Source organism: Streptomyces sp. NPDC058291 (assembly GCF_042880855.1).
Taxonomy (GTDB): domain Bacteria; phylum Actinomycetota; class Actinomycetes; order Streptomycetales; family Streptomycetaceae; genus Streptomyces.
In genome coordinates, this window is sequence record NZ_JBHVYK010000029.1 from 24,568 (window position 1) to 51,233 (window position 26,666).

The 26,666-nt window shown below is 73.8% G+C and carries 26 protein-coding genes; 13 read left to right on the top strand and 13 right to left on the bottom strand.

Features of this window, described 5'->3' with window-relative positions; translation table 11 throughout:
* Positions 1-8: 8 nt before the first annotated feature.
* Positions 9-1,025 carry a Gfo/Idh/MocA family oxidoreductase gene (locus tag ACFVYK_RS17115; RefSeq protein WP_389774272.1) on the top strand — a complete coding sequence of 339 codons (1,017 nt, stop codon included), beginning with the start codon at positions 9-11 and terminating at the stop codon, positions 1,023-1,025.
* 340 nt (positions 1,026-1,365) lie between these two features.
* Here ACFVYK_RS17115 and ACFVYK_RS17120 read toward each other — a convergent pair whose 3' ends face one another.
* Positions 1,366-2,139 carry a MerR family transcriptional regulator gene (locus ACFVYK_RS17120; protein ID WP_389774274.1) on the bottom strand — a complete coding sequence of 258 codons (774 nt, stop codon included), beginning with the start codon at positions 2,137-2,139 and terminating at the stop codon, positions 1,366-1,368.
* Positions 2,140-2,198: 59 nt separating this feature from the next.
* On the opposite strand from ACFVYK_RS17120, the gene ACFVYK_RS17125 reads away from it, so the two are divergent.
* Positions 2,199-3,410: an erythromycin esterase family protein gene (locus tag ACFVYK_RS17125; protein ID WP_389774277.1), complete on the top strand. Its 1,212-nt coding sequence runs from the start codon at positions 2,199-2,201 to the stop codon at positions 3,408-3,410.
* A 66-nt stretch (positions 3,411-3,476) separates the two neighbouring features.
* Here ACFVYK_RS17125 and ACFVYK_RS17130 read toward each other — a convergent pair whose 3' ends face one another.
* Positions 3,477-4,301 carry an AIM24 family protein gene (locus ACFVYK_RS17130; RefSeq protein WP_389774279.1) on the bottom strand — a complete coding sequence of 275 codons (825 nt, stop codon included), beginning with the start codon at positions 4,299-4,301 and terminating at the stop codon, positions 3,477-3,479.
* Positions 4,302-4,468: 167 nt separating this feature from the next.
* On the opposite strand from ACFVYK_RS17130, the gene ACFVYK_RS17135 reads away from it, so the two are divergent.
* On the top strand, positions 4,469-5,251 hold the full coding sequence (locus tag ACFVYK_RS17135; protein WP_389774281.1) for a 3-oxoacyl-ACP reductase family protein: 783 nt from the start codon (positions 4,469-4,471) through the stop codon (positions 5,249-5,251).
* A 131-nt stretch (positions 5,252-5,382) separates the two neighbouring features.
* Here ACFVYK_RS17135 and alc read toward each other — a convergent pair whose 3' ends face one another.
* On the bottom strand, positions 5,383-6,498 hold the full coding sequence (gene alc, locus ACFVYK_RS17140) for an allantoicase (protein ID WP_389774283.1): 1,116 nt from the start codon (positions 6,496-6,498) through the stop codon (positions 5,383-5,385).
* A 68-nt stretch (positions 6,499-6,566) separates the two neighbouring features.
* Complete coding sequence (gene allB / locus ACFVYK_RS17145; RefSeq protein WP_389774286.1) at positions 6,567-7,904, bottom strand: allantoinase AllB; 1,338 nt, start codon at positions 7,902-7,904, stop codon at positions 6,567-6,569.
* A 248-nt stretch (positions 7,905-8,152) separates the two neighbouring features.
* Here allB and ACFVYK_RS17150 point away from each other — a divergent pair, with 248 nt between their 5' ends.
* Positions 8,153-8,959 (top strand): IclR family transcriptional regulator, encoded by an 807-nt coding sequence (locus ACFVYK_RS17150; protein WP_389774288.1) that lies wholly within the window; start codon positions 8,153-8,155, stop codon positions 8,957-8,959.
* 103 nt (positions 8,960-9,062) lie between these two features.
* Here ACFVYK_RS17150 and ACFVYK_RS17155 read toward each other — a convergent pair whose 3' ends face one another.
* Positions 9,063-9,377: a DUF5955 family protein gene (locus ACFVYK_RS17155; protein ID WP_389774291.1), complete on the bottom strand. Its 315-nt coding sequence runs from the start codon at positions 9,375-9,377 to the stop codon at positions 9,063-9,065.
* Positions 9,378-9,570: 193 nt separating this feature from the next.
* Between ACFVYK_RS17155 and ACFVYK_RS17160 the strand changes: the two genes are divergently transcribed.
* Together ACFVYK_RS17160 and aceB are read left to right on the top strand one after the other, a co-directional pair.
* Positions 9,571-10,182 carry an NTP transferase domain-containing protein gene (locus ACFVYK_RS17160; RefSeq protein ID WP_389774292.1) on the top strand — a complete coding sequence of 204 codons (612 nt, stop codon included), beginning with the start codon at positions 9,571-9,573 and terminating at the stop codon, positions 10,180-10,182.
* 196 nt (positions 10,183-10,378) lie between these two features.
* Positions 10,379-12,013, top strand: a complete 1,635-nt coding sequence (aceB, locus tag ACFVYK_RS17165) for a malate synthase A (RefSeq protein ID WP_389774295.1) — start codon at positions 10,379-10,381, stop codon at positions 12,011-12,013.
* A gap of 12 nt (positions 12,014-12,025) precedes the next feature.
* On the opposite strand, the gene ACFVYK_RS17170 is transcribed toward aceB, so the two are convergent.
* From ACFVYK_RS17170 to ACFVYK_RS17180, 3 genes are read right to left on the bottom strand one after another with little or no spacing between them, the layout of a single operon-like run.
* Positions 12,026-12,310, bottom strand: a complete 285-nt coding sequence (locus tag ACFVYK_RS17170; protein WP_389774297.1) for a SelT/SelW/SelH family protein — start codon at positions 12,308-12,310, stop codon at positions 12,026-12,028.
* On the bottom strand, positions 12,307-13,224 hold the full coding sequence (locus ACFVYK_RS17175; RefSeq protein WP_389774300.1) for a HipA family kinase: 918 nt from the start codon (positions 13,222-13,224) through the stop codon (positions 12,307-12,309). Before ACFVYK_RS17175 ends, ACFVYK_RS17170 begins: the two co-directional genes overlap by 4 nt.
* Positions 13,225-13,229: 5 nt before the next feature.
* The gene (locus tag ACFVYK_RS17180) at positions 13,230-14,828 is read right to left on the bottom strand and encodes an IucA/IucC family protein (protein ID WP_389774303.1); all 1,599 of its coding nucleotides are present in this window, start codon (positions 14,826-14,828) and stop codon (positions 13,230-13,232) included.
* A gap of 101 nt (positions 14,829-14,929) precedes the next feature.
* Here ACFVYK_RS17180 and ACFVYK_RS17185 point away from each other — a divergent pair, with 101 nt between their 5' ends.
* Genes ACFVYK_RS17185 through ACFVYK_RS17195 form a run of 3 tightly spaced genes read left to right on the top strand, consistent with a single transcriptional unit; the run spans position 14,930 to position 18,631 of the window.
* Positions 14,930-16,489, top strand: a complete 1,560-nt coding sequence (locus tag ACFVYK_RS17185; RefSeq protein WP_389774305.1) for an IucA/IucC family protein — start codon at positions 14,930-14,932, stop codon at positions 16,487-16,489.
* Positions 16,490-16,532: 43 nt separating this feature from the next.
* Positions 16,533-17,795 carry a VWA domain-containing protein gene (locus tag ACFVYK_RS17190; RefSeq protein ID WP_389774308.1) on the top strand — a complete coding sequence of 421 codons (1,263 nt, stop codon included), beginning with the start codon at positions 16,533-16,535 and terminating at the stop codon, positions 17,793-17,795.
* On the top strand, positions 17,795-18,631 hold the full coding sequence (locus ACFVYK_RS17195; protein ID WP_389774311.1) for a hypothetical protein: 837 nt from the start codon (positions 17,795-17,797) through the stop codon (positions 18,629-18,631). Before ACFVYK_RS17190 ends, ACFVYK_RS17195 begins: the two co-directional genes overlap by 1 nt.
* Positions 18,632-18,843: 212 nt before the next feature.
* Here ACFVYK_RS17195 and ACFVYK_RS17200 read toward each other — a convergent pair whose 3' ends face one another.
* A complete protein-coding gene (locus ACFVYK_RS17200; RefSeq protein ID WP_389774314.1) occupies positions 18,844-19,464 on the bottom strand; it encodes a winged helix-turn-helix transcriptional regulator in 621 nt (206 codons plus the stop codon).
* An 86-nt stretch (positions 19,465-19,550) separates the two neighbouring features.
* On the opposite strand from ACFVYK_RS17200, the gene ACFVYK_RS17205 reads away from it, so the two are divergent.
* The 4 genes from ACFVYK_RS17205 to ACFVYK_RS17220 all read left to right on the top strand — a co-directional run bounded on the left by ACFVYK_RS17205 (position 19,551) and on the right by ACFVYK_RS17220 (position 22,704).
* Positions 19,551-20,759 carry a pyridoxal phosphate-dependent aminotransferase gene (locus ACFVYK_RS17205; protein WP_389774317.1) on the top strand — a complete coding sequence of 403 codons (1,209 nt, stop codon included), beginning with the start codon at positions 19,551-19,553 and terminating at the stop codon, positions 20,757-20,759.
* Between the two features lie 28 nt (positions 20,760-20,787).
* Positions 20,788-21,387, top strand: a complete 600-nt coding sequence (locus tag ACFVYK_RS17210) for a histidine phosphatase family protein (protein ID WP_389774320.1) — start codon at positions 20,788-20,790, stop codon at positions 21,385-21,387.
* A 47-nt stretch (positions 21,388-21,434) separates the two neighbouring features.
* A complete protein-coding gene (locus tag ACFVYK_RS17215) occupies positions 21,435-22,097 on the top strand; it encodes a hypothetical protein (protein ID WP_389774323.1) in 663 nt (220 codons plus the stop codon).
* Between the two features lie 184 nt (positions 22,098-22,281).
* Entirely contained in the window at positions 22,282-22,704 is a 423-nt protein-coding gene (locus ACFVYK_RS17220) for an acyl-CoA thioesterase (RefSeq protein ID WP_389774325.1), read from the top strand.
* 551 nt (positions 22,705-23,255) lie between these two features.
* Here ACFVYK_RS17220 and ACFVYK_RS17225 read toward each other — a convergent pair.
* From ACFVYK_RS17225 to uraD, 4 genes are all read right to left on the bottom strand, one after another.
* Positions 23,256-24,635: an 8-oxoguanine deaminase gene (locus ACFVYK_RS17225; RefSeq protein WP_389774327.1), complete on the bottom strand. Its 1,380-nt coding sequence runs from the start codon at positions 24,633-24,635 to the stop codon at positions 23,256-23,258.
* A gap of 128 nt (positions 24,636-24,763) precedes the next feature.
* Positions 24,764-25,684, bottom strand: coding sequence for a factor-independent urate hydroxylase (gene pucL / locus ACFVYK_RS17230; RefSeq protein WP_389774329.1), 921 nt, complete (start codon positions 25,682-25,684; stop codon positions 24,764-24,766).
* A 7-nt stretch (positions 25,685-25,691) separates the two neighbouring features.
* Positions 25,692-26,099: a hydroxyisourate hydrolase gene (gene uraH / locus ACFVYK_RS17235; RefSeq protein ID WP_389774332.1), complete on the bottom strand. Its 408-nt coding sequence runs from the start codon at positions 26,097-26,099 to the stop codon at positions 25,692-25,694.
* A gap of 8 nt (positions 26,100-26,107) precedes the next feature.
* On the bottom strand, positions 26,108-26,617 hold the full coding sequence (gene uraD, locus ACFVYK_RS17240; RefSeq protein ID WP_389774335.1) for a 2-oxo-4-hydroxy-4-carboxy-5-ureidoimidazoline decarboxylase: 510 nt from the start codon (positions 26,615-26,617) through the stop codon (positions 26,108-26,110).
* Positions 26,618-26,666 lie beyond the last annotated feature (49 nt).

The following is a 26,666-nucleotide window of genomic DNA, read 5'->3' on the forward strand; positions in this document are numbered from 1 at the left end:
TTTGTCTCATGCGCATCGGGGTCATCGGGACGGGCCGCATCGGCACCATTCATGCGAACACACTCAGCCGTCACCGTGAGGTCGGATCCCTCATCCTGACGGACGCGGACCACGCGCGGGCCCAGGAGCTCGCACTGCGGCTGGGCGAGACGGCCGCGCCCGGAGTGGACGAGATCTTCCGCTGGGGCGTGGACGCCGTGGTGATCACGACGGCGACCTCGGCCCACGCCGAACTGATCGGTCGGGCAGCACGCTCGGGCCTGCCGGTCTTCTGCGAGAAGCCGATCGCCCTCGACCTGGCGGGGACCGTACAGGCGATCGCCGAGGTCGAGGCCGCCGGAACGATCCTTCAGATGGGGTTCCAGCGTCGCTTCGACGCGGGGTACACCGGCGCCCGGGAGGCGGTGCGCTCGGGCCGGCTCGGACGGCTGCACACGATCCGGGCGCTGACGTCCGACGAGTCGGCGCCCCCGGCCGCCTGGCTGCCGGTGTCCGGCGGGATCTACCGGGACGCGCTCATCCACGACTTCGACTGCCTGCGCTGGGTGACCGGGCGCGAGGTGGTCGACGTGTACGCCGCCGGGTCCGACGCCGGGCCCGCGATGTTCCGCGAGGCGGGCGACGTCGACACGGCGGCCGTGCTCCTCACCCTCGACGACGGCGCGCTCGCCACGGCGACGGCGACCCGGCTGAACGGCGCGGGCTACGACGTCCGCATGGAGCTGGCCGGGGAGCTCGACCAGATCGTCGTGGGCCTGGACGACCGCACGCCGATCGCGTCCACCGAGCCCACCGGCCCGCCGGCCGCGGACAAGCCCTGGTCCGGGTTCCTGGAGCGTTTCGGACCCGCGTACGAGGCGGAGCTGAACGCCTTCGTGGACGTCGTCAGGGGCACGCGCCCCAATCCCTGCGACGGCCGCGAGGCCCTGCACGCCCTGCGGATCGCGGAGGCGTGCGAGGTGTCCCGGCGAGAACGCAGAGCGGTCGCTCTCGCGCAGATCCCGGCGACGTCGACGGCGGGGTGAGCGCCCGCCCCGGCCGGCCGGGCACGACGGTCCGCCTCGTCGTCTGCCCTCATGGTCGACAAATCTACGCAGGGCACGATCGCGTCACCTCCCCGTGGACGCGATCGCCTACCGAAGGACCACGACGATCGACCGAAGTCGCAACGCGGCCGACCTCCGGCCCGGGACGACCACCGGCCCCCGCACCGCCGACCGGACCCGGAGGCCGTCGCGCTCCCGCGCCCCCGCACCGCCGCACGACCGGACCCGGAGGCCACCGCGCCGCCGCGCCCCCGCGCCCCCACAGCGGGCGGGAGTCGCTGATTCGCGCCCCTCGTCTCCGCCGGGCGGCGCGCGCGGCTCATCCGCGCTCGGCCGCGGTCCCCGCTTCCCGTCCGCGGTCTCGGTCGCGCTCACGCAGGTACGCCTCCAGTTCGGCCGCCCCGGACAGCATCGCCCGGCCGAGGGCGGACACGCGGGCCCGCCAGTCGAGCAGGGCGGCCTCCAGCGGCTCGGTCCCGTCGGCCTCCCGGACCCGGGCGATCAGCGGGGCGATCTGCTCCAGCAGGTAGCCGCCCCGCCTGAGCTGATGGGCCAGCCGGGCGTCCCGGACGTCGGCCTCGTCGTAGACCCGGTAGCCGGTCCGTGCGTCGCGGTGCGGTCGCACCAGCCCCGCGCGCTCCCAGGCGCGCAGGGTCGCCGCCCGGACCCCCAGCTCCGCCGCCAGCCGCCCGATGAACCTGCCGGCCGGCCCCGACCGGGCGTCGGCCCCGGGCCCGGCGGCCGCGTCCGGGTCGCGCAGGGCCCGCTCCACCGCCTCCAGGGTCCGCCGGTCGTCACGGAGCCGGACGTGGCTCTCGTCCACGAGGTGCAACGCCTCGTCCACGGCGCCCTCGTTGACCGCTCGCATGATCGCCGCGGCCGTGCGGTGGCCGTGGCCGGGGACGAGGGCCAGGAACGCGCGCAGCGCCCCCGCGTGCAGCGGGGTGTAGGCGCGATAGCCGTGGGGCGTGCGATCCGCGGCCGGGAGGATGCCGGCGTCCTCGTAGTTCCTGACGGCCTGGGTGGACAGACCGTGCCCGCGCGCCAGGTCGATCGGCCTGAGCCGCACCCGGGTTTGAAGCTCTGACCTCATCGACCTGCCGATATCGCGTGAAAGTTTCCACCGAGTCTTCAACGATAGCGTGGCGACACATGGTCACCGACATCGAGGACATCGCCCGGCCCCTGCATCCCGCCGCCGTCATGGGACTGCTCCCGGCGCGGCCGCGGCTGCTCGCCCTGGGTGAGCCGACCCATGGCGAGGAGACGCTGCTCGGCGTGCGCAACGACGTCTTTTGCCGGCTCGTCGAGGAGGAGGGCTATCGGACCATCGCGATCGAGAGCGACTGTCTGAAGGGTCTCGTCGTGGACGACTGGGTCACCTCGGGCACGGGCCCGCTCGACGAGGTCATGGAGCACGGGTTCAGCCACCCCGACCTCGGGCTGGGCGCCTCCGCGGCCAACCGTGAACTGGTCCGCTGGATGCGGGAGTTCAACGACGGCCGGCCCACGTCCGAGCAGCTGCGCTTCGCCGGGTTCGACGGCCCGCTGGAGATCACCCACGCCGCGAGCCCCCGACAGGCCCTCACCGCGCTGCACGGTCGCCTGGCGGCCCTGGTGGACACGGACCTGCTGCCCTGCACCGCACAGACGCTCGACCGCCTGCTCGGCCCCGACGACCGCTGGACCGACCCCGCCGCGATGACGGACCCGTCCCGGTCCACGGGACGGTCGGCCGAGGCCGGCCGGCTGCGCCTGATCGCCGACGAGTTGGCGGCGCTGCTCGACGCGCGGACGCCACAGCTGATCGCGGCGACCTCGCGGGACGACTGGGAGCGGGCGCGCCTGTACGGGCGCACCGCGACCGGCCTGCTGCGCTATCACCACGCGATGGCCGACGGGTCCGCGGCCAGGATGACCCGGCTGTGCGCGCTGCGCGACGCGATGATGGCCGACAACCTGCTGGCCCTCGCCGCCCGGGGCCCGGTCCTCGTCCACGCCCACAACGCCCACCTGCAGCGCTGGAAGAGCTCGATGCGGATGTGGCAGGGGCCGGTGGAGTGGTGGAGCGCCGGCGCGCTGGTGAGCGCCCGGCTGGGTGAGGAGTACGCCGTCCTGGCGACCGCTGTGGGCACGCTCCGGCACCGAGGCGTGGAGGCGCCGCCCCCGGACACCGTCGAAGGCCTCCTGTACGCGCTCCCGCGGGACCGCTGTCTGTTCGACGCGTCCCGGCTGGCCGCCTCGCTCGCCGACCCGCGGCCCGCCGCCCGCGTCTCGTCCTGGTTCGGCTACGCCCCTCTCGATCCGGCCCACCTGGCGGCGCACGACGGGATCGTGTTCGTCAGGGACGTGACGCGCGGCTGAGGGCGGCGCCGGCGTCGTCCGCGATGACCTCGCCACGGGCGGCGCCGGCGGCCGCGCCTCGTCGGGTCACCCCGCGTCGGTGGAGAACAGCCCGCCCGTCGGCCCCTGCTTGTCGCCGCCCTGCGCCTTCCTCAGCGCGTTGGCGAGGCTCTCGATGGTGAGGGACTGCAGGATGACGCGGCCGCTGCCCTCCAGGGTCGCCAGCGACAGGCCCTCGCCGCCGAACACCGCGTTCATGATCCCCTGGCGGTTGAGGCCGCCGACGCGCTGGACGCCGTAGCGGATGCCCTCCTCGAAGGCGACCACGCAGCCGGTGTCGACCTCGATGCGGCCGCCGAAGTCGGCCGGGTCCAGATCGATGAAGTTGCCGGCGCCGGCGATGATCACCGTGCCGTGGCCGGTGAACTTCTCCAGGACGAAGCCCTCGCCGCCCTTCATGCCGGTGCGGCCGCCCTGGAAGGCGATGCCGAAGTCGACGGTGGACTCGGCGGCCACGAAGGCGTCCTTCTCGGCGAACCACGCGCGCGTGCCGTCGAGCTCCAGCGCCCGCATCTCGCCGGGGAGCACGCCCGCGAAGCCGACGGTGCCCTCGCCGCCCTGGGCGGTGAAGTACTGGAACGCCAGCGACTCGCCGGCCAGGGCGCGCTGACCGACCTGCATGGCCGTGCCCATCGCCTGGCGCAGCATGCCGCCCATGCCGCCGCTCGGGGCGCCGCCGCCCTGCGGCCGCTGACCGCCGCCGCCCGAGGGGCCGCCCAGGCGGGTCTCCATGGTCACGTTCACCGTCTTGAACAGGAACTTCCCGGCCTCGCAGTACACCGTCTGACCGGCCCGGAGGCTGACGACGGCCATCTGCATGGCGTTGCCGACGATCTCTTGCTGAAGGGTCACACCGGAAGAACGCGGGAGGCGGAGGAAAGAGTTCCGCTCGTGCCGGCCGCGTGCTGCGTGAGCGCGACGTCCGTTCGCCGCCGGTGCTCCGGGCCCCCGGGCGCTGGGATGGACCCATGACCGACGCATCGACGACGCAGGACGGACCCATGACGAAGGACGCGCCCATGACACAGGACGAAACCCTGAAGGCCGACGGCTCCGCGACGACGGTCCACGGCCCGTTGCGCGGCAGGGCGGCCCTGGTGACCGGCGGCAGCCGCGGCATCGGGGCGGCGACGGCCCTGCGGCTCGCCCGGGAGGGCGCGGACGTGGCGGTGACCTACGTGAACGGCGCGGAGGCGGCCGAGGACGTCGTGCGGGCCGTGCGGGCTCTGGGACGCCGGGCGCACGCGCTGCGCGCGGACGCGGCGGACCCCGTGGAGGCGGCGGGGGCGGTGGAGCGCGCGGCGCTGGCGCTGGGCGGCCTCGACGTGCTGGTGAACAACGCGGGCGTCGGCGTCCTGGGCCCGCTGGAGCGGCTCGCCCTGGCCGACGTCGACCGGGTGCTGGCCGTGAACGTGCGCGGGGTGTTCCTGGCCTCGCAGGCGGCCGCCGGGCGGATGACCCGGGGCGGCAGGATCATCACCATCGGCACCTGCATGACCCAGCGGGTGCCCGGGCCCGGCGGCGTCCTGTACGCGATGAGCAAGGCGGCCCTGGTGGGGCTGACCAAGGCACTCGCCAGGGAGCTGGGGCCGCGCGGCATCACCGCGAACCTGGTCCACCCCGGCCCGACCGACACGGACATGAATCCGGCGGACGGCCCCCACGCGGCCGGCCAGGCGTCGATGACCGCGCTGGGCCGCTTCGGCACGCCCGAGGAGGTGGCGGCCACGGTCGCCCACCTGGCGGACGCCGCCTATGTCACCGGGGCCGAGTTCGCCGTCGACGGCGGCCACGCGGCCTGAGGGCCGAACGGCCGCCGCCGCGCGACCCCGGGCCCGGTGCGCGGGCGCGGGCCCGGTGCGCGGGCCCGGGGCGCGGGCGCGGGCCCGGGGCGTGGTCCGCCGGACGGGCGGTCACGGTGGTGGCGGCCGGTTCAGTGGCCCAGCTCCTGGTGGCGGGCGGTCAGGGCCGCCGTGCCCGCCTCGGTGAGGGAGCCGAACAGGCGCAGCCGCGAGACGCCGCCGTCGGGGTAGATGTCCAGGCGCGCGTGGGTGCCGACGGCGGGGGCCGGCAGGACGAAGCGGTGATTGGTGTCGGGCTGCAGGCGGGTGCGCGGCAGGATCTGCGTCCACGCGCCGTCCTCGCCGTCCCGGACCGACACCGACGCCCAGCCGGCGCTGTTGCCCTTCAGGTACGCCGTGTCGATCTCCAGCGCGCGGATCCGGGCCTGGGCCGTCAGCCGGTAGCGGATCCAGTCGTTGCCCTGGTCGCGGCGGCGACGGGTCTCCCAGCCGTCGTCCATCTTGTGGGAGCGGCCCGGCTGGATGGTGTGGGACGCCGGCGAGTAGAAGAGGTTCGACGCGTCCTCGACCCGGCCGCCGTTCTCCAGGGCGACGACGTCGAAGGCGCCGAGGACCGCCAGCCACTCGGGGTCGGGGACGATCTCGCCGTGCACGCGCAGCCGGGCGATGCCCCCGTCGGGGTGCTGGTTGACCCGCAGGTGGGTGAAGCACTGCTCCACCGTCACCGGGAACCCGTTCGCCGCGTGACCGCCGACGGGCGTGCGCGCGACCAGGGTCGTCCACTTCACGTCGTCGCCGAGGAGGTCCTGCGGGGACGGGGAGCCGGGCACCCGTGCGCCCTCGATCGACACCGCCTGCGGGTAGTTGCCGCGGAAGTGGGCCGTGTCGACGACGATGCCGCGGATCACTCCGGGCGCGCCGAGGCGGACGAGCGCCCAGTCGTGGTCCTCGGGGGCGGGCCACGGGTGGTCGGCGTCGACACCGCGCCTGCGGCGCGTCTCCCAGCCGTCCATGATCTTGCCCTTGTGTCCGAAGTGCTCCGGGTCGAACGCGGCGGGTCCGGGCAGCAGCAGGTTCTCCCGCTGGGCGAAGAACTCGTCGTTGGCGGCCACGACCGCGGCGCCGAGCCGCCGGTCGGCGAGGTCGGTGTGCCGGGTGAAGGGGAAGTCGGCGGTGCGGTAGTCCGCGTACGGGTCGCCGCCGCCGTAGGGGTTCGCGTCGCCGGTGAAGCTCTGTATCGCCGTCACGGTGATCAGGTCTGCCTTTCGGAGGTCGGCCGGGGCGGGTACCGGTGGGGGCGTCGCGGTGCGCGACGTCAGGGGGTGCGGGTGAGGAGACGGCCCTTCGGTGCGGTGAACTCGCCGTCGGCGACGATGCGTTCGCCGCGCAGCCAGGTGGACTTGACGACGCCGTACAGGGTCCGGCCGGCGTACGCCGTGACCGGGTTGCGGTGCTGCAGGGCGGCCGGGTCGACGGTGAAGGACTCGTCGGGGGCGAGGACGGCGAAGTCGGCGTCGCGGCCCGCCTCGATGGCGCCCTTGCGGGAGAGGCCGGCCAGGGCGGCGGTGTGCGCCGACATCCAGCGCACGACGTCCTCCAGAGGGTGACCGCGCCTGCGCGCCTCGGTCCAGACGGCCGCGAGGCTGAGCTGGAGGCCCGAGATGCCGCCCCACGCCGTGGCGAAGTCGGCCGTCTTGAGGTCGGCCGTCGACGGGGAGTGGTCGGTGACCACGCAGTCGATCGTGCCGTCGGCGAGGGCCTGCCAGAGCAGGTCCTGGTTGGCCGCCTCGCGGATGGGCGGGCAGCACTTGAACTCGCTGGCGCCGTCCGGCACCTCCTCGGCCGTGAGGGTGAGGTAGTGCGGGCAGGTCTCGACGGTGACGCGGACGCCGTCGGCCTTGGCGGCGGCGATCAGCGGCAGCGCGTCGGCGGAGGACAGGTGCAGCACGTGGACGCGCGCGTTCAGCCGCCGGGCCTGGTCGATGAGCTGGGCGATCGCGGTGTCCTCGGCGTGGCGCGGGCGGCTGGCCAGGAAGTCCGCGTAGCGGGGACCGGCCTGCTGCGGGGCGGCGGCCAGGTGGTGCGGGTCCTCGGCGTGCACGATCAGCAGGCCGTCGAATCCGGCGATCTCGGCGAGGGAGCGGGCGAGCCCGTCCTGGTCGAGGTGCGGGAACTCCTCCACGCCCGAGGGCGAGAGGAACGCCTTGAAGCCGAAGACGCCGCTGTCGTGCAGCGGGCGAAGGTCCTTGACGTTGTCGGGCAGCGCGCCGCCCCAGAAGCCGACGTCGATGTGCGCCTTGTCGGCGGCGACCCGCTGCTTGACGCGGAGGTGGTCGACCGTCGTGGTCGGCGGGAGCGAGTTGAGGGGCATGTCGACCAGGGTGGTGATGCCCCCGGCCGCCGCCGCGCGGGTGGCGGTCCAGAAGCCTTCCCAGTGCGTGCGGCCCGGGTCGTTGACGTGGACATGAGTATCGACCAGGCCGGGCAGCAGGACGTCGTCGCCGAGGTCCTCCAGCCGGGCGCCCTCGGGGACCGGCGCGTGGTGGGGCAGGACGGCCAGGATCGTGCCCCCGGCGACCGCGACCGCGGCGGGGCGGGTCCCCTCGACGGTGACGACGCGCGTCGAGCGCAGCACCAGTTCGATCTCGGACACCCGGGCCCCTCTCTGCCGCCGTCGACTCCCCACGATGGAATTCAACGTTCTGTTGAAGGAGTCTTCACTCCCGCCCCCGCGCCGTCAAGGGCACACTGCCTCCAGGGCGCCCGACGCCGCCACCGTAGACGTTTTCATGAAGCGGAATTAGCATTCCGACAGACAGAAAGCAGCCCCGCACCAGCGAGGAGTCGACCGACCCACGGGTAGGCTTCAGCCCTTCCCGCCAGTTTCGAAAGGAACGCGCCGTGCCGACGTCCAGCGCCAGCACCACCGACTCCGCCAGGTCCGCCGGCGGAGGGGTCCAGTCCCTCGAGCGCGCCTTCGACCTGCTGGAACGGATGGCGGACGCGGGCGGCGAGGTCGGCCTGAGCGAGTTGTCCGCGAGCAGCGGGCTTCCGCTGCCCACCATCCACCGCCTGATGCGCACCCTGGTGGTCTGCGGATACGTCCGCCAGCAGCCCAACCGCCGCTACGCGCTCGGCCCCCGGCTGATCCGGCTCGGCGAGTCGGCGGCCCGGCTGCTGGGCACCTGGGCCCGCCCCTACCTGGCGCGCCTGGTCGAGGAGACCAGCGAGACGGCGAACATGGCGCTGCTCGACGGGGACGAGATCGTGTACGTGGCGCAGGTGCCGTCCAAGCACTCGATGCGGATGTTCACCGAGGTCGGCCGCCGCGTCCTGCCGCACTCCACCGGCGTCGGCAAGGCCCTCCTCGCGGGCTTCCCGGACCACGAGGTGCGCGCACTGCTCGCCCGCACCGGCATGCCCGCGGCGACGGACAAGACCATCACCACCCCCGACGGCTTCCTCGCCGCGCTCGCGGAGGTGCGCCAGGCCGGGTACGCGATCGACGACAACGAGCAGGAGATCGGCGTCCGCTGCCTGGCGGTGTCGGTGCCCGACTCCCCCACCGCCGCGGCCGTCTCCATCTCCGGTCCGGCGGGCCGGGTCACGGAGTCGGCGACGGAGAGGATCGTGCCGGTGCTGCAGCAGGTGGCGGTGGAACTGTCCCAGGCCCTGGCCAACCCGGGCTCGGGAGCACAGACCCCGTAGCGGACCGTCCGCCGGCCATCGGGCCCCCTGGCACTCGATCCGCCCTCGACCGGCCCTCGATCGGCCCTCGATCGGCCTTCGACCGTCGCCCCACGGCCCGCCCTCAGCGCCGAGGCGGCTCTCCGAACAGGTCCACCGCCGCGCGGACGTCCACCAGGCCTCGGCGCAGTGCGCTCATCGAGCCGATGGCGCCCGCGATCACCAGCAGCGAGCGCCGTAACCGGAGGACCTCCGGGACGCCGTGGGCCGTCATCGCGGCCAGTGCGGCGAGTTCGTCCTCGGCGACCACCCGGTCGGGGAACTCGGCCGGGTGCGCGGCGAGTTCGCGGCGCAGCCGGGACACCGCGGTCCGCAGCCGCGCCACCCGCTGATCCTCGCCGCCGCCGGTCACTGCCCTTCGCTCCGAGCTCCGCAGCACAGCTCTCCCCCCTCACGCGCCCGCGTGCGCGCGTGGACGCCCGCGCCTTCCCGCCCCGCGCCCCCTGACGGGCCCGACGCCGAAGGACGCGCGGGTCAGTAAACGCCACCCGGCGCCCGGCGCGCCACAGCGCGTACCGAAATTCAGCCCGGGCGGACCGCGTGGTCGACGCCCCGTCAGGTATGCAGGAGGCATGACGGACAAGGAAGAGCGGCGCGGGGACCAGGTCGTCGGGCTGCTGCTCGCCGCGGGCGGGGGGCGACGGCTCGGGGGGCGGCCCAAGGCGCTGCTCGCACACCGGGGGCGGCCGCTGGTGGAGCACGCGGTGGGAGTGCTGCGCGCGGCGGGCTGCGCGCGCGTGCACGTGGTGCTGGGCGCCGCGGCCGACCTCGTGCGGGAACGGGCGCGGCTCGACGGGTGCGTGATCGTGACGAACCCGCAGTGGGAGCAGGGCATGGGCACGTCCCTGCGGGCCGGGCTCGGGTCGCTCGCGGGGACGGGGGCGCGGGCCGCGCTGGTCTGCCTCGTCGACCAGCCCGGCATCGGACCGGAGGCGGTGGGCCGGGTTTTGGCCGCCCGGGTCGACGCGTCCTCCCTCGTCTCGGCCGCCTACGACGGCGTGCGCGGTCATCCCGTCCTGCTCGGGGCCGCCCACTGGGCGGGAGTCGCGGCGACCGCGACCGGCGACCGGGGTGCGCGCGCCTATCTGCGGGAGCACGCGGAGGCGGTCACGCTCGTCGAGTGCGCGGACGTGGCGCGGCCGTTCGACATCGACACGCCCGACGATCTCACGTACCTGGAGTGAGCGTCCTGGCACTGAGCGCCACCCGCGAGCGACCTTGCCTCCATCCGCGGAATCTCGACATCAACAAACCATTGAACTTCCACCATGAGGAAACTAGTATCCACTGATCAGAAGGATGCGGTCCCACCAGGGGGCCCTGCTCGCCGTAACCGGTTCGCCTGGCACCCGGTGCCACCGCTGAAGGAAGTGACCGCTCATGTCCGCACCAGCGCCGTCCCCGCTGGCCACCGTCGACGCCGAGCCCCTGCCGCGGCAGCAGGAGGTCCTCACCGAGGAGGCGCTCGCCTTCGTGGCCGAGCTGCACCGGCGGTTCACCCCGCGCCGTGACGAGCTGCTCGCCCGGCGCGCGAAGCGGCGCGCCGAGATCGCCCGCACCTGCACGCTGGACTTCCTCCCCGAGACCGCCGCGATCCGCGCGGACGACTCCTGGCGGGTCGCCCCGGCCCCCGCGGCCCTGGAGGACCGCCGGGTCGAGATCACCGGCCCGACCGACCGCAAGATGACGATCAACGCGCTCAACTCGGGCGCCCGCGTCTGGCTCGCCGACTTCGAGGACGCCTCGGCGCCGACCTGGGAGAACGTGGTCCTCGGTCAGCTCAACCTGTCCGACGCCTACACCCGCAGCATCGACTTCACCGACCCGGGGTCCGGCAAGTCGTACGCCCTCAAGGACGACGGCGAGCTCGCCACCGTCGTCATGCGGCCGCGCGGCTGGCACCTGAACGAGCGCCACCTCACCGACGCGGACGGCGTCGCGGTCCCGGGCGCCCTCGTCGACTTCGGCCTGTACTTCTTCCACAACGCGCGGCGCCTGCTCGACCTCGGCAAGGGCCCCTACTTCTACCTCCCGAAGACCGAGTCGCACCTGGAGGCCCGCCTCTGGAACGACGTGTTCGTCTTCGCGCAGGACCACCTCGGCATCCCGCAGGGCACCGTCCGCGCCACCGTTCTCATCGAGACGATCACGGCCGCGTACGAGATGGAGGAGATCCTCTACGAACTCCGCGACCACGCCTCCGGGTTGAACGCCGGCCGGTGGGACTACCTGTTCTCCATCGTGAAGAACTTCCGCGACGGCGGGCCGAGGTTCGTCCTCCCGGACCGCAACGCGGTCACCATGACCGCCCCGTTCATGCGCGCCTACACCGAACTGCTCGTGCGCACCTGCCACAAGCGCGGCGCGCACGCCATCGGCGGCATGGCGGCCTTCATCCCCTCCCGCCGGGACGCGGAGGTCAACAAGGTGGCCTTCGAGAAGGTCCGCGCCGACAAGGACCGCGAGGCGGCCGACGGCTTCGACGGCTCCTGGGTGGCCCACCCCGACCTGGTGCCCATCGCCATGGAGTCCTTCGACAAGGTCCTCGGCGACAGACCGCACCAGAAGGACCGCCTGCGCGAGGACGTCCGCGTCGAGGCTGCCGACCTGATCGCCGTCGACTCCCTGAAGGCCCGGCCGACCTACCCGGGCCTGGTCAACGCCGTGCAGGTGGGCATCCGGTACATCGAGGCCTGGCTGCGCGGCCTGGGCGCGGTCGCCATCTTCAACCTCATGGAGGACGCGGCCACCGCCGAGATCTCCCGCTCGCAGATCTGGCAGTGGATCAACGCCGGCGTCGAGTTCGAGCACGAGGGCGGCGCCCTGAAGGCCACGCCGGAGCTGGCCCGCAAGGTCGCCACGGAGGAACTGGCCGCGATCCGCGAGGAGATCGGCGAGGAGGCCTTCGCGGCCGGCCACTGGCAGCAGGCCCATGACCTGCTGCTGACCGTCGCCCTCGACGAGGCCTACGCGGACTTCCTCACCCTGCCGGCCTACGAGCAGCTCAGGGGCTGAACCCCGGCGGTGTCAGGAGGCAGGCCGGTCCGAGTGGCCCAGCGACTTCCCCGGGGCCACTCGGTCGCGTACGGCCTGCTTCACGGCCGTGGGTTCGGGGAAGCCCTGCTCGCGCCGGTCCCAGACCACCTCGTCGCCCACGCGGACGACGAAGACGCCGCCGGTGCCCGGCTTCAGGGACAGCTCGCTCAGTTCGGTCTCGAACGTGGTGAGCAGTTCCTGCGCCAGCCAGGCGGCGCGCGGCAGCCAGCGGCACCGGGTGCAGTACTCGATCTCGACGCGCCGCGGGTCGCTCATCCCAGGTGCACCGACCAATCCTGTTCCGCGGCCGGCTTGCCGTGCAGGTCGGGGACCCGCTTGAGCCAGTCCGGCCGTCCTCGCCGTGTCCTCGCCGCCCGGACGGCCTCCTCGGCGGCGAGCTCGTCCCGGTCGGGGAAGTCCGTGGGCAGCCAGGCCGCCGAGGAGCGCACGCGCGCGTGGAGGTAGCCGACGTACGCCTCACGGACGGCGTCCGGGCTCGCGAAGCCCTCCTCGCCGCCGGCCAGCCACGCGTCCGGGACGGCCGCGGTGATCTCCCGGAGCAGGTCGAGCGTCACCCGGCCGGCCAGCTCCGCGTCGGCCGCCCGCACGTCGGGCGCGTACCTGCCCAGCGCGTGGTGCCGGAAGTCGTAGGACTTCCCGGGTGCGGACGTGTCCCAGCGGTGGTGGAAGACGAGGGCCGCGCCGTGGTCGATCAGCCACAGCCGCGGGGGCACGGTCCCGAACGTGGGCCAGAGCATCAGGTTCGAGCTGTGGACCGTGCGGTCCACGTTCACGGTGAGGGCGTCGAGCCAGACGATCCGGCCGGCCTCCAGCGGATCCACCGGGAACTCGCCGGCGATCTCGGGGGTGAAGTCCTTCGCGCCCGGCAGGAAGTCCATGCCGAGGTTGAGGCCCGCGCTCGCGCCGTGCAGGTCGCGGACCTCCTGGTGCGGCTCGTCGTCGGCGATGGCCGGGTCGAAGTGCACGAACACCAGCTCGGGGAACCGCAGGCCCAGGGCGCGGGCCAGCTCGCCCACGATCACCTCGGCGACCAGCGCCTTGCGGCCCTGCGCGGAACCGGTGAACTTCACGACGTAGGTGCCGAGGTCGTCGGCCTCGACGACCGCGGGCACGGAGCCGCCCGACCTCAGCGGGGTCACGTAGCGGACAGCAGTCACATCGCGCAGCACACCGGTCAGCCTAGTTCAGAGCAGGGACGGGCCAGCGGGCTGGGCAGCGGAAGATAGCGGGCGTCGGCCCCGTCCGCGCCCGTCCACCGCAGCAGCAGGTTGGTCTTGCCGGGCAGGGTCGGCGAGGCCAGGAGTGCGGCGATCTCGGGGAGGTCGTGACGGGCCAGCTCCCGCCGCACGGCGGGCCACGGGTCGAACCCGGCGCGCCGCTCGGCCAGAGCCCCGGCCAGCTCCCACAGATGGTTCACGACCAGGCAGTACACCAGCCGCTCCCAGCCGGCCGCCCGCTCGACGTCCGACAGCAGCTTGACGCCCTCGGCGTCCCGGAACAGCGCCTGCACGGGCATGCCGTCGGCGTCGACCGCGACCAGGGTGTTCTGCAGGTGCGCCTCCAGGACGACGCCGTGCTCGGCGAAGGCCGCGAGTGCGGGCGGTACGACCGTGCGCAGATACGCCTCCCACCAGGCGCCCGGGTCCCGGACGGCGTCGAGCGGACTGCCGTCGAAGCCCTCCACGAGGCCCGCCGCGAGCAGCGGTGTCGCGCCGGGTGCGAGGTGGCCGTCCAGGCCGTCGCGGACCAGCACGGCGAGTTCCTCGAAGGCGAAGGCGGCGGTGCGGTAGCCGCGGTCGCTCAGCCAGGCCGCCGGGCCGCCGATCGCCTCGAAGGCGCGGGTCGCGGCCGCGTCGGTCCGCCGCAGACGCAGCAGGTCGTGCCGCCACAGCCGGCGGACGTCGTTGGTGATGCGCACGTCCAGGCTGAACTTCAGGCACAGGTCGCGTTCGGGCGCGTACACGGTGCGCACGGCGGCCGTCGGCCAGGCCTCGAAGCCGGTCGTGCCGAGCCGGACCAGCCGGCCGTCGGCGAAGGCGGGCGCGAGCCGCGGCCCGGCCAGGTCGAGCTGCCAGGGGTGGGCGGGCAGCAGCCGGTATCCCGGCGGGGCCGTGCCGAGGGCGTCCAGTGCCGAGACGTCCCCCTCCTCGACGACCGTGTCCTCGCGCAGCCCCAGCAGGACGAGCGGGAAGCGGGCGTGCGCCTCGGGGGCGTAGGGCAGCCAGCCGGCGGCCGGTCCGCCGCCACGCGCCTTGGGCGCGGGGTGATGGGGGTGACCGGTGATCAGGGACTGCTCGGAGCGCAGGTAGCCGCCGGCCGGCGCGGCGGCGCCCGCCCGGGCGGTGAGCAGCGCGGCGACCGTGTCCCTGCTGTCCGTCATCTCGGCCGGAAGGTCGGGGTTGGCCACTCCGGTGCGCCGGCGCAGCGTCTCGGCGACCAGCTCGACCAGCTCGCGGTGGCCCAGGCGGCGCCAGGAGCCCGCCGCGTACAGCTCGGGCTCGGCGGGCCGGCGCCGCCCGCGCACGCGCAGCAGACGGCCGCCGGGCAGCCGGTGGCGGAAGCGGCCGTCGTCCGAGGGCTCCGGCGGCAGCGGTTCGGCCACCTCCCGCAGCAGACAGTTGAGCAGCGGCGCGACCGCGTAGGCGTCGGCGCGCCCGGCGACGCCGCCGGCGCGCGGTGCGTCGGCGACGGGCGGTGCGGCCCCGACAGGCGGTGCTGCCTGGGCCAGGGGGGCGGCCCCGACGGGCGGGGGGATGAGGTCCACGCGATCCACTGGTTCCCTGGTTCCCTACGGTTCTTCCGGGCGGAGAAGATCAGTATCGCTGTCGTCGCGCCCCTGTCGTGACGTCGTACCCGTACCCCAGGAGCCCACCCGTGCATCGTCCCCCCACCGCCGAGGCCGAGCTGGCCGAGGAACTGGCCGTCGTGCGCCCCGCTCTCGGCCCGCGGTTCGCGGCCGCGCTGCCGGGCGCCCGGGCGGCCGTGCTGACCCGGCTGTGGCGCGCGCTGGTCCATGAGCCGCTGCCCTGGATCGCCGGACGGGAGGGGCCGGGCGGGCCGGGCGAGGAGTCGGGCGCGGCGGGCCGGGAGGAACAGTCGCTGCGACTGCGCGACGGACGCCGGCTGCACGGTCCGCGCTCGGATCCGTACGCGTGCGCCGACCAGGTGACGCAGATCCGGCTGGACGGGACGGCCTACGACGACCCCGTCCGCCTGATGACGGCGCTGGCCGTGCCGCACGGTTCGGGCTTCGCCGCCGAACTCGGTCACAGCGTCGCCTCGCTGGCGCTGTCGCGGGCCGCGCAGGAGCCCCTCGACGCGCCCGCGACGGACCCGTCGCGGTGGCCGGTGCGGGACTGGGAGTGGGAGCAGCGGGTCGTCGACGGACACCCCTACCACCCCAACTGCCGTTCCCGGCCCGGCTTCTCGGTCGCCGAGCAGCTGGCGTTCGCACCGGAGCACCGGCCGGCGGTACGGCTCGGCCTGCTGCCGGTGCCGGCCGGCGAGTGCCTGGTGTCGGGCGACTGGCCGGAGCAACTGCGGGACAGCGGGCACCTGTTGGTGCCGGTGCATCCGTGGCAGGCGGCGCACGTGCTCAAGCGCTCCTGCGCGCAGGGCGTGCAAGCCCGTCCGCTGATGTCGCTGCGCACGCTCGCCCTGCCCGGGGGCCCGCACGTCAAGACGGCGCTGAGCACCCGGCTGACCTCGTCGGTGCGGGACATCTCCGTCGGCTCCGTCGCCGCCTCCGCGATCCTGTCGGACTTCGCGCAGAGCCTCACGCCGCACACGGACAGCCTGCTGCACCTGACCCGCGCTCTGGGCGCGGCCACCGCCCACTCCCCCGACCTGGCGGCGGTGCTGCGCGAGTCGCCGGACGTGTACGGGGCGCCGGGCGAGCACGTGGTGCCGGTGGCGGCCCTCGCGGCGACCGGGCTGCCCGGATCCCCCGACTGGCTGGCGGAGTTCGCGCGGCTCGCGCTGCGCGTGGGGCTGCGGCTGCTGGAGCTGGGCGTGGCGTTGGAGGCGCACGGGCAGAACCTGCTGGTCGTGCTGTCGGCGTCGGGCGCCCCGCTGCGGCTGGTCTACCGCGACCTGGCCGACATCCGCGTCAGTGCGGACCGGCTGGCCCGGCACGGCGTCCCGCTGCCCGACGGCCTGCCCGCCCGGATCCGCACGGACGACGCGACGGCGCTGCGGCGCAAGCTGTTCGGCTCCCTGGTGGCGGGCGCGCTGGCCGCGACGGCCGGCGGCGGCCCGGCCCTGCGCGCGGCTCTGGAGACGGCGGTACGGGACCTGCCGCGCGGCCCGGACCTGGCGGCGCTGTGCGAGGAGCCGCTGCCGGCGAAGGCGCTGACGCTGATGCGGCTGTCGCCGGGGACGTCGGCGGACCAGTGGGCGCTCCTGCCCAACCCGCTGCGAGCGGACGGGGGCTGACCCCGTTTTGTGGCGGGGCGCTCCTGATCAATAGGATCCGCCGATGATCAGAACACAACGGCTGGCGGCGGGCGTCTGCGCCCTGCTCGCCGCGCTCACGGCCGGGCTCGCGTTCCCGGCCGGGGCGGTCGCCGACGAGACCACCGCCACCGCGCCCAAGGTCGACCTGGTCCTCGACGTCAGCGGTTCGATGCGGACGAAGGACATGGACGGCGGGACGCGGATGGCCGCGGCCAAGCAGGCGTTCAACGAGGTGCTGGACGCGACCCCGGAGAACGTCCTGCTCGGCATCCGCACCCTGGGCGCCGGCTACCCGGGCGACGACCGCAAGACGGGCTGCAAGGACACCGCGCAGCTCTACCCGGTCGGCCCGCTGGACCGCACCGAGGCCAAGACGGCGGTCGCCACCCTGTCCCCCACCGGCTGGACCCCCATCGGTCCCGCACTGCTGAAGGCGGCCGACGACCTCGACGGCGGCACCGGCTCCAAGCGGATCGTGCTGATCAGCGACGGCGAGGACACCTGCGCTCCGCTCGACCCGTGCGAGGTGGCCCGTGAGATAGCGGCCAAGGGCATCGGCCTGACCATCGACACCCTCGGTCTGGTGCCCAGCGTCACGATGCGCCGGCAGCTCAGCTGCATCGCCGAGGCGACCGGCGGCACGTACACGTCGGTCGAGCACACCGAGCAGCTCACCGACCGCGTCAACCAGTTGGTGGACCGCGCGGCGGACCCCGTGGTCACGCCGGTGGCCACCGAAGGCGGGGCCTCCTGCGCCAAGGCCCCCACGCTGAAGTCGGGTCTGTACACCGACCGCGAGGGGTTCGGCCAGCAGCGCTGGTACCGGGTCGACGTCGAGCCGGGCCAGGAACTGCGCGCCTCGGTGAGCGTGTCGGCGGACCGGGCCGTGAACCCCGACTACGGGGTGCTGCTGCGGGCGGTCACCGTGCACGGCCGGGAGATCGTGCGCGGCGAGGCGACCGGGACCGGCCGCACCGACGTCGTCTCCACCGGTCTGCGCTACCCGAAGGCGGACAACGACGACGAGGCTCCCCCAGCCGAGACGGTGTGCGTGCAGGTGACCAACTCCTACTCGGCGGCCGCCGGCGTGAAGACCACGCCGGGCATGCCGCTGGAGCTGACCGTGGACGTGGTCGACGGTCCCTCGCCGGCGAGCGACGTGGCCTCCTTCGGCCTCGGGCGCGGCTGGTGGCTGCTGGGAGCCCTGGTGCTGTTCGGCTTCGTGGCGGGTGTGCTGTGGGGCTGGCTGTCCCGCTGGCGGATCGCGGTCTGGAGGACCAACTGATGCGGATCACCCATGTGTTGAGCGGCGCCCTGCCGGCGCTCGGACTGACGGTCGGGCTGGCGCTCGGCCCGGCGGTCGCGCCGGCCGCGGCCGACTCCACCCCCTCGGCGAGCCCTTCGGGCGACGGCTCCGCGCCCACCGAGGCCGGCACGTCGTTCCGTACGGCGACGGAGGTCGACCAGGGGCAGCCGGCCACCGCGAGCGGTTCCGCGGGCGACTACCTGTACTGGTCGTTCCCGGCGGACTCGGGCCAGCGCCCCACCGTCAAGGCGACGGTGAAGCTGCCGCAGTCCCACACCGCGCAGACCTGGCAGGTCGACGTGTACGACGGACTGCGGCGCCGTCAGGCCTGCCAGTACGGCGCCCAGACGCGCACCGCCGTCGCGGGCGCCGCCTCCGTCGAGCTGTCCTGCGTCCTGCGCACGGTGCGCGCCTGGTCGGAGCCGTGGGCCAACGATCCGCTGCCGGGCACGTACTACGTCCGTCTGACCGCCCTCGGGCTCACGGCGGCCGACCTGGGCCTGCCGATCGACGCCCGGCTGCGGGTGGACTCCGAGGACATCGGCGGGTCCGCGGCCGTGGACGGTTCGCTGGCCGTGCCGCTGGTGCCCGGCACGGCGGCCGGGTCGAAGGCCGCGGAGGGCGACAAGGACGACTCGTCGGCCACGGCCGTCCTGTCGGACATCGAGCCCGACGACGGCTGGTCGTCCGGCTGGTGGTCCGACCGCTGGGTGTGGACCGGGATCGGCGCCGTCCTGGCCGCCCTCGCCGGCATCGGCGGCTACACGCTGACGCGGGGGTCGGGACGGCCGCGGCACGTCCCGCCGGCCGCCTGAAAAGAGACTGCACGAACGGATTCTGACGCATCGTCACCGATGCGTTCGGACCACCGACGAGGGCCCGCCACAGCACCGCGGTCGCGGCGCGGCGGGCCCTTCGCCACCTCCGGCCCGCGTCCCTCCGGCCCGCGTCCCTCCGGCCCTCGATCGCCCGGCCCTTTATCGCCCGGCTCCCGGGCGATCGGCTGTCACCTGCTCGGCTCTCAGGCCTACCGCAGCTCCTTGGCCAGGGCGCCGTCGCCGCTCACCCCGATCCGCCCGGCGCGCACCGCCTCGAGGACCGTCAGCGCCCCCTGCGCGACGGCCGTACAGGTGTCCGTGTCGAGGTCGAGCCGCGCGTCGGGCTCCACGGGCGCGGGACCGTAGCCGTACACCGGGCCGTCCTGCGCACCGACGAACAGGTGGAAGTCGCCCTCGTCCAGGCGCACTTCGACGACGCCCTCGCCCCGCAGAGCGCGCGCCAGGGGCAGCGCGAACCAGTGCGCGCGCAGCGCGTCGGTGGGCCGCCGCTCGCCCAGCTCGCCCTCGCCCCACGCCCCGAGCGCCTGCAGCACGGGCAGCAACCCCCGTCCGCGAGAGGTGAGTTCGTACACATAGGCCGCGCCCGGCGGGGGCAGCCGGCGCCTGCCGGTCAGCCCGTCGCGCTCCATGTCCCGCAGCCGCGAGGCGAGTACGTCCGTGCTCACGCCCGGCAGGTCGGCGTGCAGGTCGGTGTAGCGACGCGGGCCGGCGAGCAGCTCCCGGACGATCAGCAGGGTCCAGCGGTCGCCGACGACGTCGAGGGCGCGGGCGGCGGAACAGTACTGATCGTAGCTTCGGCGAGGTGACATGGCACGCAGTCTAGACATGTCATTGGACTTTCCAAGCTTGAACTTGGTAAAACCAAGCAACACATCAACCGGAGGGGCGAGCGCGCATGGAGTTCCGGCAGTCGAACAAGCTGAGCGAGGTCTGTTACGAGATCCGCGGCCCGGTGATCGAGCACGCCGACGCGCTGGAGGCGGCGGGCCACAGCGTCCTGCGCCTGAACACCGGCAACCCGGCGCTGTTCGGCTTCGAGGCGCCGGAGGAGATCCTCCAGGACATGATCCGCATGCTGCCCCAGGCGCACGGCTACACCGACTCGCGCGGCGTCCTCTCGGCCCGCCGCGCGGTGGCGGGGCGCTACCAGACGCTGGGCCTGGAGGTCGGCGTCGACGACGTCTTCCTCGGCAACGGCATCTCCGAGCTGATCTCGATGGCCGTGCAGGCGCTGGTCGAGGACGGCGACGAAATCCTCATCCCGGCCCCCGACTTCCCCCTCTGGACGGCCGTCACGACCCTCGCCGGCGGCAAGGCGGTCCACTACCTCTGCGACGAGCAGGCCGACTGGTACCCCGACCTCGACGACATGGCGTCGAAGATCACGGACCGCACCAAGGCCGTGGTCATCATCAACCCGAACAACCCCACCGGCGCGGTCTACCCGAAGGAGATCATCGAGGGCATCCTCGACCTCGCCCGCCGACACGGCCTGATGGTCTTCGCCGACGAGATCTACGACCGGATCCTGTACGACGACGCCGTGCACCACTCGGTCGCCGCGCTCGCCCCCGACCTGGTCGTCCTGACCTTCTGCGGCCTGTCCAAGACCTACCGGGTGGCGGGCTTCCGCTCGGGCTGGCTGGTGGTGACCGGCCCCAAGCAGCACGCGAGGAACTACCTGGAAGGCCTCACCATGCTGGCCTCCATGCGGCTGTGCGCCAACGCGCCCGCGCAGTACGCCATCCAGGCCGCGCTCGGCGGCCGCCAGTCCATCCACGAGCTGACCGCGCCCGGCGGCCGTCTGCACGAGCAGCGCACGGTGGCCTGGGAGAAGCTCAACGAGATCCCCGGCGTGTCCTGCGTGAAGCCGAAGGGCTCCCTGTACGCGTTCCCCCGCCTCGACCCCAAGGTCCACAAGATCCACGACGACGAGAGGTTCGTCCTGGACCTGCTCCTGAGGGAGAAGATCCAGGTCGTCCAGGGCACCGGCTTCAACTGGCCGACCCCGGACCACTTCCGCATCCTCACCCTGCCGCACGCGGACGACCTGGAGGCGGCGATCGGGCGGATCGGCCGATTCCTCAGCGGGTACCGGCAGTAGCGCCCGCCGGCTGTGCCAGCCTGTGCCCATGGGTGATCTCTTCCTGGTCCGGCACGGCGAGACCTCCTGGTCGCGTACCGGACGGCACACCGGATCGACGGACGTACCGCTGACCGACCGCGGCCGCGCACAGGCCCGCGCGCTCGCGCCGCTGATCCGCTCGCACCGGATCGGGGCCGCGCTCGTCAGCCCGCTGCAGCGGGCGCGGGAGACGGCGGAGCTGATCGGGCTGCACGGGTTCCGGCTCGACCCGGACCTGCGCGAGTGGGACTACGGCGGCTACGAGGGCGTCACGACCCCCGAGATCCAGCGCACCAGGCCGGACTGGTTCCTGTTCGCCGACGGGGTCGCCCCCGGCCCGCCCCAGCACCCGGGGGAGACGCCCGAGCAGGTCGGGGAGCGGGCCGACCGGGTGCTGGCCAGGGTCGACGCGGCGCACGCCGACACCGAGGGGTGCGTGGTGCTGGTGGCGCACGGGCACTTCCTGCGGGTGCTCACCGCCCGCAGGCTCGGACTGCCCCCGTCGGCGGGGGCTCTGTTCCAGCTGGCGACGGGGACGCTGTGCCGGCTCGGCACCGAACACGGGCGGCCGGTGATCGCCTCCTGGAATGTCACACCCCCGTCGTAGCCTCGGACGCACCGGGACACAGATCCGACGCCGGGAGGGAGCACGCCGTGACACGACCGCCGACCGCCGCGCAGCGGCGGGTGATCGACGCCGCCGATCCGGTCTCCGGTCGGCTGCGGGGCACGCAGGCGCAGCTCGCGGCCCTGGTCCGGCACGGGCTCGCGTTCCGGCACCCCCGGCCGCCGCACGACCACTTCCTGACGCCGGCGGGCCACCGCGTCCGGGAGGCCGCGCCCGAGCCGCCGGCCGGGGCGCCGCGGGCGAAGGCCGGGGCGGCGCAGGCCGCGGCGGCCGACGCGGACAGCGGGGTGTACGCCGCCCGCGACGGCGGCGAGGAGGCCGCCGGGGCGGCCGGCCCCGCCAGGCTCCGCGAGGTGCACAGCGCCTGGCAGGGACTGCTGGAGCTGCGCCGGATGACCAACCCGGACGGCGGGACGGACCGGCCCTGCGGCTGGGAGCGCGCGCATCTCGTGCGGGCCGCCGCCCTCGCCCTGGAGGCGGCCGGCCACCGCCCCGCCGGACCTTCGGGCGCCGACGGCTACCGGGTGCGGGCGACCCCGCAGCCGGAGGCGGTCGCCGTGCACGGGCCGGACGACGCGACGCTGCGGGCCTGCGCGGCGACACTGGGGAAGGCGGGCTGGCAGGCCGGCGAGCACACCGAGCCCCGGACGAGAGCCCGCTATCTGCTGGCTTCCCCGCGCCGGACGTGAGGAACATGCCAAGATCGACGCCCGGCGCATGGATGCCCGGAGCGCAGATGCCCGGAGCGCAGATGCCCGGAGCGCAGATGCCCGGAGCGCAGGTGTCCGGAATCCCGACGTCCCGAACGCCGGTGTCCGAGAAACCGGCGCCCGGAACGCCGCACCCGATGCTCGTCGAGGAGAAGGGGAGACCGTGAGCGATCCGTTTTCCGTCCGGGTCACCGTCCGCGGATACGAGACCGACGTGCAGGGACACCTCAACCAGAGCGTGTACCTCAACTACGCGGAGCACGCCCGCTGGTCCCTGCTGCAGGCGGCGGGCATCAGCCAGGCCGCCCTGATCGGCAAGGGCGTGGGCCCGGTCGCCCTGGAGACCACCATCCGCTACCGGCGCGAACTCCTCGCCGGGGACGAGGTCGACGTCTCCTGCGTCTTCGAGTGGAGCGGCGGCAAGACGTTCCGGATCCGGCAGACCCTCACCAAGGCGGACGGCACGGTCGCGGCGGAAGTGACCGCCGTCGGCGGGCTGCTGGACCTGACGGAACGCCGCATGGTGGCGAACCCGCAGGACGTGTTCAGGGAACTGACCTCGAACACCGGCCTGTTCGGGCTCTAGCGTCGCCTCCGGCCGCCCGCCGCTCCCCGCCCGCCGCGCTCTCCGGCGGCCGGCCCGCTCACTTCCCTCACTGCACCCCGAACGCCTCCCGGTGGTCCCGCGCCCACTCCTCCTGCGTGTCGGCCGGCCCAGCAGCCGGGGCACGTCCTCGGTGACGACCGCGTTGCCGCCCCGGCGGACGAAGGACGAGCCCGCCGCGACGCCGTCGGCGACGGCCTCGTCCTGCCACCCCTGAAAGACGTGCGCGCGGACCTCGTCCGGGGCGAGGTCACGGATCGGCACCGGACGGCCCAGGAGGCGGGCGAGGACCTCGGCCTGGCCGGGCACGCTGATCGTCTCCGGCCCGGTGCGGTCGGTGGCACGCCGGCTCCGGCGTGGGTGTCAGGGAGGTGGTGCGGCGGTCATGGGGGTCCCCTGCCCGGGCGGGCCGAGAGGGGGAGGGACCGGGGACCAGGACGGCGGGATCCGGTTCCGGGGCGCGCGGTGACGCGCGCCCCGGTCACGGCGTCCGGGCCAGGGCCGTCCCCCTGGTCCGGAGTTCCGGGGCCCGCTCAGCCCTGCGCGGCGATCCGCGCCAGCCGCTGGGCCTGCGTGCGGGTCGAGCGGGCGACGGCGTCCTCGTCGACGTGCAACAGCCGTCCCTGCTCGACGATCTGACGACCATTCACGAACGAGGCGGTGACCGGGGCGGCCGCGCCGAAGACGAGCGCGGTCACCGGGTCGGCGATCGAGGCGTGAGCGAGGGTGTCCAGCCTCCACAGCACCAGGTCGGCCAGCTTGCCCGGTTCCAGGGAGCCGATCTCCCGGGCCCGGCCGAGGACCTGGGCTCCGCCGAAGGTGCCCAGCCGCAGCGCCTGACGGGCGTTCAGGGCGGCTTCCCGGTGGGCGCCGAGGCGGTTCATGAGCAGGGCGTTGCGCAGTTCGGTGTGCAGTTCGCCGGACTCGTTGGACGCCGTGCCGTCGACGCCGAGGCCGACCGGGACGCCGGCCGCCAGCATGTCGGGAACCCGGGCGATGCCGGCGGCCAGCCGCGCGTTGGACGACGGGCAGTGGGCGACGCCCGTCCTGGTGCGGGCGAACGCCTCGATGTCGGAGTCGTTCATGTGGACGCAGTGCGCCATCCACACGTCCTCGCCGAGCCAGCCGGTGGACTCGAAGTAGTCGGTCGGGCCCATGCCGAACAGCTCGTGGCAGAACTTCTCCTCCTCGACGGTCTCCGAGCCGTGGGTGTGCAGCCGTACGCCGAGCCGGCGGGCCAACTCGGCTCCCTGGCGGAGCAGTTCGGTGGAGACCGAGAACGGCGAGCAGGGGGCGACGGCGACCTGGGTCATCGCGTCGAAGGCGGCGTCGTGGTGCCGGTGGACGGTCTCCTCGGTGGCGGCGAGGGCGCCGTCGAGGGTCTCGACCGCGAAGTCCGGGGGCAGGCCGCCGTCCTTCTCGCTGCGGTCCATGGAACCGCGGGCGAGGGTGAAGCGCACCCCCATGTCGCGAGCGGCGCCGATGATCGCGCCGGACAGGTCGCCGGAGCCCCGCGGGAAGACGTAGTGGTGGTCCATGGCGGTGGTGACGCCACCGCGGGCCATCATCGCCAGGGATCCCTCGGCGGCCGCGCGGACCATCTCCTCGTCGATGCGCGCCCAGGTCGGGTAGAGGGCGACGAGCCAGTCGAAGAGGTTGTGGTCGGTGGCCAGGCCCCGGGTGATCCACTGGTAGAAGTGGTGGTGGGTGTTGACCAGGCCGGGGGTGACCAGGTGCCCGGCGGCGTCGATGCGGCGCTCGACGTTCTCCAGCCCCTGGGGGGCGGGGCCCGGGCCGAGCGACTCGATGCGGTTGCCCGCGAGGACGACGTGTCCGTTCGCGTGCTCGGTGTCCTGGGCGTCGACGGTCGCTATCGCGCAGTTCTCGATGACGATGCGCCGGTCTGCGGCCATGGTGTCGTCCTTTTCCCTCGGTGGACTCAGCTGGAGCGGGCACGGCAGGACCCGGGAGGTTGTGAGTGCCGTGGCCGGGGGCGCGGGCCCCGGCCACGGGTGCCGAAAGAGGGGTGGAGCGGGGACCGTCAGAGGTTGGTGAGGTCCACCGGTATCCGCGCCTGGCAGCCGTCCCGCAGGACGGTGCCCTCGATCAGGCCGTACGGGCGGTCGGCGGCGAAGTAGACCTCGTTGTCGTTCTTCAGCCCGAACGGCTTCAGGTCGACGAGGAAGTGGTGCTTGTTGGGGAGCGAGAAGCGCACCTCGTCGATCTCGGCCCGGTGGTCGACGATCCGCGCGCCCATCGCGTAGAGGGTCTGCTGCAGGGAGAGCGAGTACGTCTCGGCGAAGGCCAGCAGCATGTGCTGCTTCACCTGGGCGTAGGACTCGTCCCAGTCGGGCGCCTCCTGCGCGTCGTCGGACCAGTTGAAGCGCCAGCGCGCGGCCACCTCGGTCGCCAGGATCCGGTCGTGCGCCTCGGGCAGGGTCGTGTACTCGTCCTTGACGTACCCCCAGAACTCGGAGTTCGTCGAGTTCATGACCGTGAGGTCCTTGAGCCCGGAGACGACCTCCCAGGACGTGCCGTCGTACGTGACCTGGGTCAGGCGGGTCTCCTGGCCCCGGCGGACGAACGAGTGCTCGTCCGGGCCGGGTGTCGCGATCCGCTCCCAGGCGTATTCCTCGACCCGGATCCGCGCGGTCCTGATGGGGTCCTGCGAGGTCACGAAGTGACGGGCGAGGTGTATGCCGAACTGCTCTGCCGACTCGATGCCGTACTCCTTGGCGAACGCGTACACCGTGTTCTTGGTGGTGTCGGTCGGCAGGACGTTGGCGTTGGAGCCGGAGTAGTGGACGTCGTCCATGTCGCCGCTGAGCGCGACGGACACGCTGAGGTCCTTGATGTGGTGGGTGTCGCCGTCCCGCGTGATCCGGACGACCCGGTTCTCGGCCTTGCCGTACTGGTTCTGCCCGAGCAGCACCGGGCGGGCGGGGCGTGAGGTGTCGGTCATGTGTCTGCTAGCTCCCTCGGTATACGGAGTAGCCGAACGGGTTGAGCAGCAGCGGTACGTGGTAGTGCTCGCCCGGCACGACGGCGAACGTGATCGCCACCTCCGGGAAGAACACCCCGCCGGCACCGCTGTCCCGATTCGCGGGGGCGTCCTGCTGCGCATCGGCTCGCTTGTTCTCACGGTGCTCGAAATAGGCCTCCACGGCGAAGTCGAGCCGTACGTGGGTGGCCCCCTCCGGCAGCGCCGGCAGGTCCTTGCACCGGCCGTCGGCGTCGGTCGCGGAGCCGCCGAGCGCCTGCCAGTCGGCTTCCCGGCCGCCGCGGGCCGCGAGCCGGACGGCGACGCCCTCGGCGGGGCGGCCGACGGAGGTGTCCAGGATGTGGGTGGACACCGATGCGGTGGTGCTGGTGCTCATGGCGGGTGTCAGTCCTCTTCGACGAGTCGGGCGAGGCGGATACGGTTGATCTTGCCCAGTTCGGCGCGGACGATCTCCCGTTCCCGTTCCGGCGCGTTGCCGATCCGCTCCTTGACCGCGTCGCGCATCTGCTCCCCGGTGCGACCGGTGGCGCAGATCAGGAAGACGTGGCCGAACTTCTCCTGGTAGGCCAGGTTCAGTTCCAGCATCTGCGCCTTGAGCTGTTCGGAGGCGCCGGCCATGCCGCGCTGCTCGCGCGCCGAGGCCGGGTCGCCGGGTTTCGGGCGGCCGATCGGCGGGTGGCCGGCCATCGCCTCCGCCAGGTCGGCGGCGGTGAGTTCGGCCAGGGCCGCGTCGCTGACCTCGTACAGGTCGTCGACACAGGTGTAGGGGCGAGCCGCGAGCAGCCGGCTCGCCCACGCCGTGGAGGCGCACGCCTCGCGGAGCGCGGCGCGGGCCGCGGACTCCTCGAGGTCGTTGAACCGGGCCAGGCCCGGAAGCGGGGAAGTCGAAGTCACGGGAGCCTCCGTGGCCGTGAAGCGCGGCCTTCGTGCCTGAGCGGACTGC